Below are 14,595 nucleotides of genomic sequence, written 5' to 3'. Positions count from 1 at the left end.
CTATTTCTTATCAGAAAGATTTACTTTCCATAGACACAAGAATTTTTACACCCTCCAGTCGTAGAAGACTCCTTTTTCTATCTGAAATCCTTTTCGTAGAGGATCACACGATCATCCGCATCGTATCTCTTCTTGGAGAGAACCATGCTCAGTTTCCGGAATCCGATCTTTTCAGACTGGCGGATGGCCTCATCCACAATCTCTTTGACGTCGATCACAGTAACCGGTCTGCCCGCTTCCTGCAGCTCACTGATTCTATCATAGAGCGTCGGGATTGCTTCTTCGTCGATCGTGTAATCTTCCTCGTAAGCATAAGTACGTCCAAATTCGACAAGTTCATCATTGGTAAATACCGGAATAACAATCTCGCTTGTAAACTTCTCTGCGAAATCCGGATGCTTCTCAAACAGCTCTTTCAGATATTTCTTCTCATCTTCCAGAACCACAAGAAGTGCATCTGTACGGAACTCCATCGCTTTGGAAAGCTGTTCCACAACGGCATCATCCAGATCACCGGCTTCCTCAATGATCAGCGTACCACCTGCAATCTTGGCAACCGTAGACGGGATATCCTTTTTATTGAAATCCTCTGCATAAATCTTTGCAATCTTTACAGATTCCTCGCCTTTTTCTTCACTGATCGTCTTTGCAAAACGAATACCGAGCGTAGACTTTCCACTGCCTTCTGCACCAAGAATGATCAGATTGCCAACTCTGGACGTCTGATCTGTAGATTTCATCTTCTTCATTACCATATATAATGCCGAAGCAATCTGCTGACTCAGCCCTGCCACCGTTGCAAAATAAGAGAAATTATACTTCTGTTCTTCCGTCAGATCCGTCGGAGCTGCATCCTCTTCCTTTACAGATGCTGCTTCTTTTTTTTCTTCCTTTTCTTTTTCGGCCTGCTTTTCCTTCTCTTGCTTTTCGAGCTCCGCCGCCTGTTTCTCAAGCTCCGCTTCAATCTCTTTTGCAATATCCCTTGTATTTCCAAGAGCCGCCTTTTTCGCACTTGCGCCTTCGGCTGCGTCCTCTTTCACTTCTGTTTCCGGCTCAGCCTGAGATACTTCCGCAACTTCCTCAATCGGCTGCACTTCTACTTCCTGTTCAGCCTCAACTACTTCTTCAACCTCTGGTGTCTCTTCTGGCTCTGCTACTTCTTCAATTACTTTCTCAATCGGTGCTGCCTCTTCTGGTTCAGCCTCAGCCACTTCTTCAACCTGTGGTTCAACTTCTGGTGCAACCTCAACTATTTTCTCAGCCAGTTCAACCTCTGTTTCCGGCTCAACTTCAGCGACTTCCTCCACATGTGATTCTGCTGCTTTCACTGGCTGTGGTTCTGCTTCAACCTTTTTGCCCAGAACTGCTGCGATTGCCGCTTCTTTCTGTGCAAGGCTCATGGACAGCAGAATATCATCAATATTGTTTCTCTTGATCTCTTCTGCCGGAACTTCTTCAGCTGCTTCTTCTGCCTCGGCAGTCACATCATTCATCGGTTCGATAATGTCACTCTCATCCGGTTTTCTCTGAATACCGGAGAGAATATCCCGCATACTCTTTGCAAGTTCTGCCTGAAGGTCTTCTGTATTAAATTCATGTTTTTTATCCGCTTTTGCCGGTGCATCCTGACCGGCTGCATCTGCCTTTTCTTTTGATACGTTTTCCGCTTCGGAATCTGCGTCATCCACAATTTTCTCATCGACCTCTGCATCATCCGCTGCCTTCTCTGCGGCATTCTCATTATCGACAGTCTTTTCCGGGGTCGTTACCGGCAATTCCTTATGGAAATCCTGTTCTTCCTGATCGGTTTTTTCCTGATTTTCAGAAAATGCTGCAAAGATTCCGTAATCATCATTTTCTTCTTTTTCAGCTGTATGTTCTGCGACGCTCTGTGCGATCTCTTTTTCCGTTACAGAAATCACATCATCCGTGATCACTTCTTTGCTGGATTCTGGCATATTTTCCAGAATAGCTTTTTCCAGATCCGGTGCAACATTTTCTACCATTTCCGCTTTTGGCATGGTAGCTTCGTTGCGGTTATCATAAATCGCCTGCTGTACCGGTGTCAGTGCTTTGATCCTCTGTTTCAGTTCGAGTGCACGGATAACATATTTGCCCTGTCTGAACCACACAACCAGATCATCGCAAGCATCAACACATTTCTCCTTCTGTCCGGCACGATAATAAAGTTTTGCAAGCTCATAGGCATATTTTTCCGTGTATTCTTTCTGATTATATTCTTCCAGAATCTCAATCTGATCCTCGATCGCCGCACCTCTGCCTCGATAGATCATATATTTCAAAAGATAACGTGAATTGTCATGCGGTGCTGCTTCAACAAATTCACTGTAAAATTCCGCTGCATCATCAAACTCCCGCAGTTTTACGGAAATCTCCGTTAAATGGAACAAAATGCTTCTCACTGCCTGAGATTTGCGGTATGCACGAAGCAAAAGTGCCTTACTGTCCTGCAATCTTCCGACTTCTTCATAAATTTCGCTGATCATACAAAGCGTTCTGACATTTCTTACTCTCCGCCAGTCAATCGTATCAATAATATCTGCCGCATCTTCATAATATCCCTGATCAGCCAGCTTTGTTATTTCTTCTAACTTAAGGTTGTATTCGTATTTATCCACTGTTTCACCTCGTATATGTTCCTGCCTGTTATTATCCTATTTTATTCTACTATTACTCTTCATGTTTTTAAAGTATACTACACCAAAAATACATTGTCAAACCGAGGGTTTTCGCAATTTTTCCGTCTGACCGGTTCTTTTTCCCCGGAAATATCCAAAAAGGAAGCCGCTGTTTTTTTGCGGCTCCCCGATACTCTTATTTGGTCTTACCGATTTTAACTTTTGACCAGGCAGAATAGTATTTCTTTCTGTTTTTCTTTTTCCAGGTTCTGATCCGGATATAATATTTCTTTCTGGATTTTAACTTGGATACCGTAGTACTGTTCTTTTTCATACCACTGATATTTTTTGTCTTTTTTGATTTGAATTTTCTGCTTGTTGATACCTGAATCTGATATCCTGACACCTGCTTTTTCTGTTTTTTCCAGGAAATACTCAGTACCTTCTTCTTTTTGATGACTTTGGTGATCTTCGTCGCTTTCGGAACAATTTTGAAAGAAAGTGTTTTGCTGCCACAGTATTTATTTTTCATTTTTACATTTACATGGTACTGACCAACCTTCTTTCTTCCTGCCTGATACGATACCGTATAATGATCGGAAGATACTCTGTTGCCATCACCATCAAGTACAATAACGCCTGGATTTTTTGTCTTTCCATCGTATACATATTTCGTCTTTGAAAGTTTTACCACTTTTGGTGTCCGCTTTTTCACAAACTTCGCAGTAATGCTTTCATCAGACAGTATCTGTATCCTGTAATCCTCTTCTTTTGAAAGCAGTATTCCTTTTCTGTACCATCCTTCGAAAACATATTCTTCCTCCGGAATTGCCTGAAGTTTCGCAAACTGCCCATACTGGTAAATACCTCCGCCAATCACAGCTCCGGCTTTTTCATCAGATACAAGTGCTTCCACCGTAAAATATGCATTTCTTGCATCGTCGCCGGACAAATCCGAATCCGAATTTATTGTGTTTCCATCTGCATCATAAAGTCTGTAGTCCGCATCGGAACCTTCCGGAGTATCCTTCTCCAGCTCCGCTTTATCGTATGCCGGGAGAACGCCTTCCACCACTTCTCCTTTTTGCATCTCAATATTGAAATAATTGATGTTTCGCGTATACTCACCGGCCAGAGCACTGTATTCATTGATGCTGTAATTGACGCTGTCTTTTTCACGTGCAGTCATTTCCACATAAAAAGTTTCATCCACCGGAAGGACAACATATTTCTGCCCATTGTTATCCACCCCTGCAATATAACTTCCTGTTTCATCCGACTGCTCATTGATGATCGATGCAATCTTATTTTGTTCTGCATCAAAAACCTTAACATCAACCTCACAGTTGATTCGAATGATCCGGAATCCGCCATTGTTCAGGCGATTTGCAGTTGTTCCGACATAATTGCTGTCCATCGATGCCAGCCATGCATAACACAGTTCCGGATAATGAGCTGCCCCGAGTCCTTCTCCATTTAAAACAGCCGTTGTAAAATAATTCGGATGATTGCTGACAAGTGCAAGCATCAGATCACTCAGTTTCACACCCGCATAATCAATGACAAGCTCATTATAATCTGTGATTCCTGCATCCTGAAGTGCTTTCCTGAGCCATCCCGATACGATTTTCAATGCCTTTTCTTCCGTTCCCCATGGATTGATCCCGGTATTCCAGATATATGCACCCACAAATTTATACCATTCACTCTTTACCTGCGATACGATCGAATCCGTCAGACGTCCTGACTGTTCATCGGTACAACCAAAAACTACGGAACAAATCTCCCGAATCTCATTCTGATAACGATCAACATAATTTTCTCTGTTTACGATAAATTTTTTAGATAAGATTGTAACATAATCTGACAGAAATACGCCCTGAGAATAATTATGTTTCGTATCATTGACGATCAGCCCATCTTTTAAGAACCCAACCGCATTCCAGGTCAGATTGTCCACAGAGATTTTTTTCATTTGAAAATCATCTACAACATACTTCTCTGTTGTTGGCATCGCCTGGTAGATCGCCAGCATTTTCTTTTTCAGATCTGCATAATCTTCCGGTTCTGACTCCGCAGACGGCAAATATCGATCAATACCATATCTGCCAAATCCCATGGCTGCCGGTGCTACATAAGGCACAGGATCACTCTGATTAATAATATTAAATATATTATCATACTTTGAATCCCCATTTACCTCTTCGCTCAATGCACCTGCCGGCGTTTCAAAACAATAACCATAAACATCTTTTCTCTGATACGAGATATCGTTTCCCAAAGCGATTACCTTATCAAGTTCACCGCTCACCAGATTCGCTGTTGCCGCTGCACGGCTGTATCCCGTGACCCATATTTTAACCTGTCCGGAAATTCCCTGCTTGGAAATATATTGTTTCAAATAAGAAAGAACATTATTTTTCGCAGTATTAAATCCCTGATGCTGTCCGGATGTACCAATCGTAAAATTGCTTGCCCACTCCTGCTCATAACCGCCGCCTCTGACAGCAACTGCAATCAGTGTATATTCCTCATCTTTTACTTTCACAGGTTTATTTCCGATGATAACGCCAATCGAATCCGTCGTCGGTTTCTTCGTAAACCAGTCATTTACTGCTATATTTTCATCTGCGAATCCCATTTCTTTCAACAACGCTCTGGCATTGCTGCTTTTATTGGTGTAATCCGTCAGACCGCCATCACTGCTTCCAAATGCCGACATTGCAAAACTGAGCGACATCGTTGCCAGACTCGGATTATAATTATAGGCACTCTTTGCAAAATAATTGTCCGAATAATAACATTTGGCTGTACTGTCTCCACTGTAGGTAAACGTTATCTCCTTTACCGAAGACAGAATATCATCTGCGACCTCTCCAAACGTAAATTCCAGATCATCCACCGAATACACCGGATAAAAATAATCCTCGGATGTTGCGATATCAGACGCAGTCATTTTGAAAAATTCTGCAATATTCTTTCCTTCTTGCGGCATATTTGCCATCGTCTTGAACAGACCGATAGAATACAGGTTAATTCCCTGATCTTTTAACAGATCTGCTTCTTCCAGTGTATGATTTGCATATGCATACAGGTGAACATTTGTATCATTTCTGTGCCATGCATTTCCCACAACATTTCCATCGTAATAACCATCATAATTATAATCTCCTTCGTTGGTCATTCCGGTAGAAAAAAGCACAACATTTTTAATCACATTTTCACTATCTGCATGATTTAACATAGAATTTGCCAGTTCCAGACCACTTGATATATCTCTGGTCGTGCTGGAAGCGGAAAGATTATTAATCTTATTGATCAGCGAGCTGTATTCTTTTGAAAAACCAGATACAGTAGTTGCATAATCTTTATAAGAAATGACCGCCACATAATTATCTCCGCCTGTTGCACTGATATCCCGGATAAATTTCCCGGCAGCACTCTTGACATCAGATAATGCCGTATCTGCCGTGTAAATCGTCTCATTATTATATGTAAATTCTGCTGTGTCCGAGGTATCCAGCACCAATACCGTATACCGCTTCACATTTGCTGCCGCCTGGATTTCCAGGATGCCAAATGGCAGATCCACACCGGTGATCACTAAAATAACAGCCAGCCAAAGGCTGATGATCCTTTTCATTTTTCTCATATTCCCAAACTCCTTTACTGCCTCTGCTGCAATACTCTGTGTCCATCCTGATCGGTTTCCATTTTGCAGTCCCCCGGCACACAAAATGCCGGCCGCACTCCATTTTTATCATATGCATTGGAAAAGCCGATCTTGTTATTCGCCCCAATAACATAAACGCAGGAAGTATAATATGTGTTCGGCGTTCGCAGCCACCAGCTGCTTTTTTGATTTTCTTTCAAAACAATACGCTGTTCTTCCTTCTCAAAAAATCTAAGAAACGTTCCTTCCGATGCTGCATTTATATTCTGATCTTCCATCACCTCACTGTATGCCAGCAAAAAAATCTTTCTCTTTATACTTTTTGTCCCTGTTCCCGAAACTCCCAATGATTTCTCATCCGTTATCTTAATCTCAGATTCCAAAACAGGCATCCCATCCGGAAGCTGTCTGATATATTCATGGTTTAAATAATCATCCATAAAACTGTTTTCATAATACGCTTCATAAGAATTTATCTGCATATTCATTTTCAGTACTTCTTTCCTCAACAGTAGTGTCTCGCCATTATAATCAGAAGTCAATACCAGAAATGGAACCAGTTCATGCCCTTCCCGGATATATACCAGATGATCACCCTTTTTATTTTTATCATATGCCAGATCCGATACTACACGGCACTCTTTCGTATGAAATCGAAACCATATACCTGTACACATCAAAAAGATTACGCTTATCAGAATCATTATTTTTTTCATGCTGCACCTTTTTATATTTTTTGGAATTGTTTTCGTAACAGAATTGTTTTTAAGAACAAAAAAGGAAACCGTTACTTCCACTACTTTCCGTAACGGTTTCCCTTATTTTCAATATTTAATTGTATTTTTATTTAGAATGTAATCGGAGGATTCTATTCAAAGTTTCCTGCTATTTATGTTAAATATTATAGTCGATATATAATATTTGCTTTTTATTTAACCCAAAGTTTCAAATATCTTTTTCCGAATATCTATTTTCTATACGTTCTTCTATATATTTCTTCTTCAAATGTGGTTCTATTCCTTTCGACTGTATGAAAGTAACCGACTGTTCTGTAAAAACCATATCTGAGAATGATATATAAAATACTTATATTTTTTAGATTATATTTCTTTACACATAATCTAAAAACCTTTGAATAATGTGGTAATCCTTCAATATAGTGGCTGTTTCGTTACTCTTTAACCATATCTTTCAGATTTTCCCATCTCCGATTATCTGTTATAAATTCGATCTCTTCTGAAATTATATCGTTAAAGGTTGTTTTCGCAGGAAACACCAGCCATACCACGTCTATACTGAACAGTTGTTATTTCTGACCCATCCATTGGACTTGACCTCTACTTTCTGTTCTTACGTGTTATTCAGTTCCTTTTACAACCTTGCCTCTGACTTTTTTCTATTCTACCAGGATTTCTCGTCTCCTGACAGGTAGTTTTTTGTTTGTCTTTGGCTTTCTTTGTTGTTGTCATTATAGTAGCACGCTTCTTCTCATTTGTCAATACTATTTTTATATTTTTATTTAATTATTTTATTTTCTAAATATTCAGACATTTATTCTTTGAAAATTGTATGAATTTTATATAATTTTCAAATAATTCATGCGTGCGTTCAACTTAAATCACTGTTCTTCCTTCAGCTTTCGAATGATCTCCTCCAGTTCTTCGATGACCTGTTCCATGTCCTCACTTTCTTTCGCCAGAGCCACCAATATTTGTTTCACAGAGCTCTTCCCTTCACTTTTCTGAATCATCAGTTTTGCGATGTATTCTTCCCTTGTCAGTGCCGGCATCAGTTTTCTGGCATACTGCCGTCCGAACTGCTCCATTCCACACTCTTTCAGATATCCATTTTGAACAAGCGAACGAATGATATTATGTACCAGCCCATTTGTCCAGGTTGCTTTCACCTGCATTTTTACAATATCTACACTGGTCAGTGCCTCCTTGCTGTCCCAGAAAATATCCATCATCTGTTCTTCACTTTTTGTCAGTTCCTTCATTTTCTGCTCCTTCCATTTTTGCCGTCTTTCATCCAAACTATCTTATTTTCTTCATAATGTATAATTTTAAACGAATCAAATATCTCCGTCAAACTCACTATAAGCCTTCTGTGTATTTTCCATAAAACAGGCTGCCACCTCTTCGGTCGCAGCCCATTTATTTTGCAAAATTTTTATGATGCTTTTATTGCCTTGCTGAAAGCTCCATAGATTAATTCTCCATCTTTTTTATACCATGCACGAACCTTATAATATTTATCTTTCGATATTTTCAGTTCCACGCTGGTTTTCTTTTTCTGCTGCCAGATGGTGGTATATTTTCCTTTCTGAGAATCTGCCTGGGCAACCTCATATCCCGCTGCACCTGCTACCGGATCCCAGCTGAAAACAGCTTTCTTTTTTCCTTTTTTCTGAACAATAAAATTCACCGGTTTTCCTGGTCGTACTGTTACTTTCAGTTTGACTTTCTTTTTGCTTCCGTCCGTTGTCTTTACCGTGATAACAGCAGATCCCGCCTTCTTTGCTGTAACAAATCCCTCATCACTTACTGCTGCAATTTCCGGTTTGTTGCTGCTGTATGCCAGCTCCTGTTTAGAGGCATAGAAAGGAACCATTTCTGCCTCAACCCGATAGGAACTGTCTGGCTTTAAGGTAACTGCATTTTTCTTCAGCAGAAGTTTCTGTGCAACATAATTCTGCTGTGTTCTCTTAGTCCCTGTAATCTCAACAGCTACCTTATTCTTTTTCGCATACTTCTGAGCTACTGTATTTTTCTGACAGTAAATTTTTTTTACATCCGTCAGGGTAATATATTTTCCGATTTTTTTGACACTCGCCGGAATATAAATTTCAAGTTTTTCACATCCCACAAATGCATTAGACTCGATTTTCTGCACACCATTTGGAATGACAATTTTTCGCAGATTTTTGCAATTATAGAAACATCCAAACTCTATCTTGTCCAGATCATTCGGTAAGCGAACACTCTGCAAGTTCGTACACTCTTCAAATGCTTTATCTCCTATTTTTTCTACACTGTCCGGAATATAGATACTTTTTACATTTGTGCACTCGCTAAAAGCCGAACCGGTAATAATTTTTACCGAATCCGGAATATAAATTTTATCAAAAAGATATCCTATTTTTGCATCCATATAATAAGGATCCGTAAAATATCCACCAATCCTCGTAACCGGTTTCCCGAGAACACTTTTTTCTATGGTGAGCGTCATATGTTTTTTCAAAGTACTGTTCAGATCAATACATTCTGCAAGAACACTGTCTGTCTCTGGCATATACCGATAGACTACATGATTTACCGCCACTGCATTTTCAAAATACGCATAACCCGAGCTATAAATTTTTCCTTCAAACGGATTTGCTTCATTATCCGCCGCATTTGTAACCATTACCGGAAGTATACAAAACAAAGCAAACAACATTATGCCCTTTAACATGATATTTTTAAACTGTCTGAACATAAAAGTTCCCCCTTTAAAATTTTAAATTTGATATCCTTTCCACTGCATCAGTTCGTCATACGTCTTTCCATGCTGGATCTTCCCATCTGTTTTTTGTTTTATTCCACCTCCTTTTCTGCTTCTTTCCATTCCATACCCGATACTTCCATACAATAACATCTGTGCTTTTCTCTTGAATGTTCTTTGCATAATATTGATCCAGCTCTCTATCGCTTATTGCTGCACTATAGCTCCCTGTCTGTATACTGAGAGCCAGCACTACAATCAACAATATACTTTCCACCTTATTTCTCTTCATTTTCTTTCACCTCAAATCCACTCATTTTCATTTCTTCTGCATCTTCCTTCGATATCTCATCTTTATCGTTTTTATATATCATATAATATTTATCTCCCTCTTTTTGAACATAGGTATTATCCGGAGTAAGTTCTTCCATACCTTCTTCTGTTATAATCTCATCTTCCGGCGGATCATAAGCTGGCTGTATAACCACCGTATATGAAAGAACAATCATAAGGAAAAAATATACCATATATTTTCTCTTTTGATTTCGTCCTGTTTTTTTATCCTGATTTTTGCAGATAATCTCAAATCGTTCTTTTAACTCTTCTCCATTTTTATCTGCCAGATGGACTCCGTATAAAACACCGCTGCCTCTTTTTTTCTGTGCATTTTTCAAGGTCTTAACTATCGTTCCAAGATAGCTCAACTGCTCTTTCTGACTGAGGTTTTCGGTCACAGTAAGATCACACCGGATTTCCAGATTTTTTTCCAGTGTATCCTGCATTTTGTAAACCAGTGGATTCCACCAGCAAAGACAACGACAGAGCTGCGTCAGCCATTTTATGTACAGATCTCCATTTGTGAAATGTGTACATTCATGGAGCAAAGCATAATATAATTCTTCTTCCGAATAATCGTAGTCCGGAAGATAAATATTCCACCGGAATACACCTTCCGCACAAGGAATAGTAATCCCCGGATTCTGATATACCGCTATTTTCTTTTTAATCTTTTTTTCCTGTGTGATTCTGCTAAGAACTGATTGGTACTGCTCATTTGCCTCTGTGGAATACTTTTGAAAAATGCGACGCATTTCCTGGTATTTCACAAAATAACGCAACATGAAAACCCCTGCAATAATCAGCCAGATTGCTACCAGAGCATCTGCTATTGTAAACTGCCTTCCCCATAAATTGTAATTTTGAATACTTAAAGCATAATTAACTGTAGGAAATACCCCTTTCCACACTTGAATCCCTATAGATGGTCGAAAATCAATGGGAAATATCATCCTGACAACCCCAAGTAAATAAAACATCAATGTCAGATGAATCCCTTTTCGCGTCGTGTAAATTTTCTTTTTTCCTATCCAGAAAACAATTCCAATAAAAATACTGTTCCATAAAATCGCCATACAAAGCGAACCAAGATTAAACGTCATATCTTTTCCTGTTCTTTTTTGTCATTTTATTTGTAATTTTTATGATGCAGGGTTAAAAGATATAAATCCGCAGGTATCATAATTTCATGCTTTTGATTTTAGCATTATTTTTTATATATTTATTATTAATTTTTTTTATTTATATTAACAATAGTATAAATGATTCCGATATTTCTGTCAAGTGCAAAAGACTGCAACCTTTTGCGATTGCAGCCTTTCAATAAAATATCTATTTTTCAGAATCTTAATCTCAGAACCACATATGTCCCAGGTGGTATACAGCCTCTGAATAATCACTGTAATACTTCTTTCCTTTTGCTGTTCTATACCAGGCACGGATTTTGTAATATTTCTTTGTTGATGCCTTGAATGTGATTTTTGTTTTGCCGGTCACTTTTTTGATAACTTTGTAGGTTCCGTTTTTCGTATCGGAACAGCTGAGCTCATACCCTTCTTCGCCTCCGGATTTATTCCAGGTAAATACTGTTGTATTTTTATTTGGAACGCTGTCTGCCAAAAGATACGGAGCCCGAGGCTGGACAACGACTTTCAGTTTTACTTTCTTTTTGCTTCCGCTCTTTAACTGAACGGTGATCGTTGCTTTTCCGTTTTTCTTTGCCGTCATCATACCCTTTGCATTTACAGATACCACTTTGGAATTGCTGCTGCTGAATTTTACATTACGTTTGGCAGCATAAACCGGCGTTACCTGATAAAGCACTCTCTTCTTTGCACCGATCGGCATACTGATCCGCTTTGTGCTCAGTGACAGGTCTGTCGCTTTGTAAGAAGTTTTCACCGGATCTACGATTGTGTATGGAAGATGATTTTTCTTCGCATACTTATGTGCGGCAGAATTGTTGGCACAATAGATCATTTTTACCTGTCCGTACTGATCCGTTTTCTTAAATGCATTTTTACCGATCTTCTTTACACTTGCCGGGATATAAATTTCAAGTTTCGGACATCCGGAAAACGCTTCTGCACCAATCTCGGTAACTCCTTCCGGAATGTATACGGTTCTCAGATCCGAACTGTTTCCCAAAAAATATTTTCCGATTTTCTTTGTTGAAGACGGAAGCTCCATCTTTCGGAGTTTCCAAATATCATTGATCCCTCTCACATTTGTAGTTCCTTCCGGAATAATAATCTGCTCAAAATCACTTTCGAATATTCCTCCCGGTGTGACAGTCAGGAACTTTGGTAATGTGATAGAACCAAAACTTGCACCACTGATCTCAATATCTTTTACAGAATCCGGGAGTACTAAATTGAGCCGTGTAAGATAGCTCGGTCCGTCCTCTTCTCCATCAATGTAAATTCCTGTGACCGGTTTGCCTCTTACTTCCGAACGAGGCTTAAAAGTAATGCCTTCCGGAAATTCTTCGTCATTATCATCAAATGCTACGATCCGGTAACTGTCTTTCTCCGGAAGATACTGATATACCACACGGTCTACCACGATCGCTCTTTCATAGCGATTGGCTACATAGTCCTCTCCATCATCGTGATGGATGTAGACATCCTTTTCCGTTGGCTGTGCAATCTCCTCTGCCCGGACATTCTGATGGAGACAGAATACGAGAGCCAGCATTGCAACCGACGTGAACAATTTCAAAAATTTCTTCTTCATAAAACCACCCTTTCCCTGTTCAGAATCGCATATCAGGCACCACTTACGTTCATGCAGCCTGAGGTATTTGTAATTTCTTTATACTCCACAATTTATCAAAAAACAATACCTCTGATTTCACTTTTACATTATATTTACATTTTGAAAATATAATGTAAAAACAATGGATTAGAGATAAGTAGAAAACATTGCGTCTGAAAAACAATTCCCGCTTAAACAACCTCTGGCAGGTCAGGAGCTTTTGACAGCATCTTAACAAAACACTCGGTATTTCAATTCTTTACGCCTGCCATGAAACCACCGACAACTTTTTATTTATTTCTCAAACCCTTCTGTGCAATGCCTCTCCAGGCATTCTTCTATCTTCTCCTGTTTCAGCCCTGCCCCGATCATAATCAGCACTTCCTGTCCTTCTTTTACCGGCTGGATGCTGATATTTTTGCGTGTCGCATTAAATTCTTTCCAGGACTCTGCTTTTGTGATTCTTGGTTTATCTACTTTTTCCATTTTATCTTCCATTTTATTTTCCATCATTACTTCTTCTTTGTAGTTGGTATTTAAGAATCCTTTGATTCTGAAAATATGCCCGCAGTCCGGATTTTGAAAAAGCTCTTCCGCCGCTTTTTTCATATTTTCCACGCTGATTTTTTTATTCAAAAAGTACAGGGATTCAAAAACGGAATCCTGCTCAAAATCCAGCTTCTGATAATTTTCCGGTGTATAGCCGGCTGACATCAGATCCTGGAAATCTGCTTTTGTCAGCGTATCCCAATTTTTACACAGACAATCTTTTTCCTCTATCACACGCTCACATTTGATTTGTTTTAATGCAATGTTGATATGTGCAAGCACTTTGGAAATCGATTCTTCTGCCTTTGCAATAGATCCTTTTTCTTCCATTTGTGCCTCTTTTTCTGTTTTCAGATTTTTACCTATTTTGCTGAAAACAATCTTGCCTGCACTGGCTGCTTCGCTCGCAAGAATATAATTTTCTTCTTCCGACATCTCTTCTTCCAGATTTGCATCCACGATCGTAATGACGCTGCCCGGTTCATACCAGCGATCCAGAGGCTCTTCGTGCAGAATATCAAAAAATTCATCCACATCAAAAATGCCGGACGGCTCAACCAGAATCCGGTCATATCCACACATTCCCATGGAGATCAGTTTTGTTTTGAATCTTCTGCGATGTGTTTCCGGATCACATCCACCGGAGATCATTTCCAGCTCGCACTGATCGCCCATCAGATCCTGAAGCATCATCATATCTACATTGACTGCACCAAAATCATTCTCCAGAATACCAATATTTTTTCCACTGTCCATCAGATATTTTGCATATTTTCTTATAAATGTTGTCTTTCCTGCACCAAGAAATCCGGTGATCAAATCTATTTTTATCATTTTATCATTTATCCTCCTTATCCTTATCATTTATTCAAACATGTCGGGATCTATAAACTAATATCAGCGATGAGAAATTAAAGCATGCCTCTACTACCATTTGATACAAACTTATTGCCCGTCACCGCATATCTGATGTAGTTATAAGCGAAAATCCACACTTTGTCCAGTCTTCCTTTTCGACAGAATTTTTCATATAACACAAAAAAAGTTCTGAAATCAAGTTGATTTCAGAACTTTAATTCAAGGCGACAACCAGATTTGAACTGGTGATCAGGGTGTTGCAGACCCACGCCTTACCACTTGGCTATGTCGCCATAA

The 14,595-nt window shown here is 39.4% G+C and carries 9 protein-coding genes and 1 tRNA gene; all 10 read right to left on the bottom strand.

Translation table 11 applies throughout. The annotated features are described in order from the left end of the window. Nucleotides 1-77: 77 nt before the first annotated feature. Nucleotides 78-2,639 carry a hypothetical protein gene (locus tag ACLTL4_RS09385; RefSeq protein ID WP_412291133.1) on the bottom strand — a complete coding sequence of 854 codons (2,562 nt, stop codon included), beginning with the start codon at nt 2,637-2,639 and terminating at the stop codon, nt 78-80. A 196-nt stretch (nt 2,640-2,835) separates the two neighbouring features. Beyond that, nucleotides 2,836-6,291, bottom strand: a complete 3,456-nt coding sequence (locus ACLTL4_RS09380) for a VWA domain-containing protein (RefSeq protein ID WP_412291132.1) — start codon at nt 6,289-6,291, stop codon at nt 2,836-2,838. Nucleotides 6,292-6,305: 14 nt separating this feature from the next. Next, a complete protein-coding gene (locus tag ACLTL4_RS09375) occupies nt 6,306-7,028 on the bottom strand; it encodes a DUF6273 domain-containing protein (protein WP_022118527.1) in 723 nt (240 codons plus the stop codon). A gap of 902 nt (nt 7,029-7,930) precedes the next feature. Continuing rightward, nucleotides 7,931-8,311: a BlaI/MecI/CopY family transcriptional regulator gene (locus tag ACLTL4_RS09370; protein ID WP_412291131.1), complete on the bottom strand. Its 381-nt coding sequence runs from the start codon at nt 8,309-8,311 to the stop codon at nt 7,931-7,933. 173 nt (nt 8,312-8,484) lie between these two features. Beyond that, nucleotides 8,485-9,792, bottom strand: coding sequence for a leucine-rich repeat protein (locus ACLTL4_RS09365; protein WP_412291130.1), 1,308 nt, complete (start codon nt 9,790-9,792; stop codon nt 8,485-8,487). A 55-nt stretch (nt 9,793-9,847) separates the two neighbouring features. Further along, nucleotides 9,848-10,090, bottom strand: a complete 243-nt coding sequence (locus tag ACLTL4_RS09360; RefSeq protein ID WP_412291129.1) for a hypothetical protein — start codon at nt 10,088-10,090, stop codon at nt 9,848-9,850. After that, entirely contained in the window at nt 10,077-11,087 is a 1,011-nt protein-coding gene (locus ACLTL4_RS09355; protein WP_226911908.1) for a M56 family metallopeptidase, read from the bottom strand. The genes ACLTL4_RS09360 and ACLTL4_RS09355 overlap by 14 nt, the downstream gene beginning before the upstream one ends. A gap of 400 nt (nt 11,088-11,487) precedes the next feature. Then, nucleotides 11,488-12,870, bottom strand: coding sequence for a leucine-rich repeat domain-containing protein (locus ACLTL4_RS09350; protein ID WP_412291128.1), 1,383 nt, complete (start codon nt 12,868-12,870; stop codon nt 11,488-11,490). A gap of 315 nt (nt 12,871-13,185) precedes the next feature. Beyond that, entirely contained in the window at nt 13,186-14,274 is a 1,089-nt protein-coding gene (locus ACLTL4_RS09345; RefSeq protein ID WP_173896550.1) for a GTP-binding protein, read from the bottom strand. A gap of 246 nt (nt 14,275-14,520) precedes the next feature. Further along, a tRNA-Cys gene (locus ACLTL4_RS09340) sits at nt 14,521-14,591 on the bottom strand. Nucleotides 14,592-14,595 lie beyond the last annotated feature (4 nt).

Source organism: Hominisplanchenecus sp. (assembly GCF_046967715.1).
Classification (GTDB): Bacteria; Bacillota; Clostridia; order Lachnospirales; family Lachnospiraceae; genus Hominisplanchenecus; species Hominisplanchenecus faecis.
This window is presented reverse-complemented; position numbering and strand designations above follow the sequence as displayed.

Excerpts from the sequence above, each read along its gene's own strand:
- ACLTL4_RS09350 (WP_412291128.1), bottom strand. The coding sequence starts at position 12,870 with ATGAAGAAGAAATTTTTGAAATTGTTCACGTCGGTTGCAATGCTGGCT.
- ACLTL4_RS09370 (WP_412291131.1), bottom strand. The coding sequence starts at position 8,311 with ATGAAGGAACTGACAAAAAGTGAAGAACAGATGATGGATATTTTCTGG.
- ACLTL4_RS09360 (WP_412291129.1), bottom strand. The coding sequence starts at position 10,090 with ATGAAGAGAAATAAGGTGGAAAGTATATTGTTGATTGTAGTGCTGGCT.
- ACLTL4_RS09380 (WP_412291132.1), bottom strand. The coding sequence starts at position 6,291 with ATGAGAAAAATGAAAAGGATCATCAGCCTTTGGCTGGCTGTTATTTTA.
- ACLTL4_RS09355 (WP_226911908.1), bottom strand. The coding sequence starts at position 11,087 with ATGATATTTCCCATTGATTTTCGACCATCTATAGGGATTCAAGTGTGG.
- ACLTL4_RS09365 (WP_412291130.1), bottom strand. The coding sequence starts at position 9,792 with ATGTTCAGACAGTTTAAAAATATCATGTTAAAGGGCATAATGTTGTTT.
- ACLTL4_RS09345 (WP_173896550.1), bottom strand. The coding sequence starts at position 14,274 with ATGATAAAAATAGATTTGATCACCGGATTTCTTGGTGCAGGAAAGACA.
- ACLTL4_RS09375 (WP_022118527.1), bottom strand. The coding sequence starts at position 7,028 with ATGAAAAAAATAATGATTCTGATAAGCGTAATCTTTTTGATGTGTACA.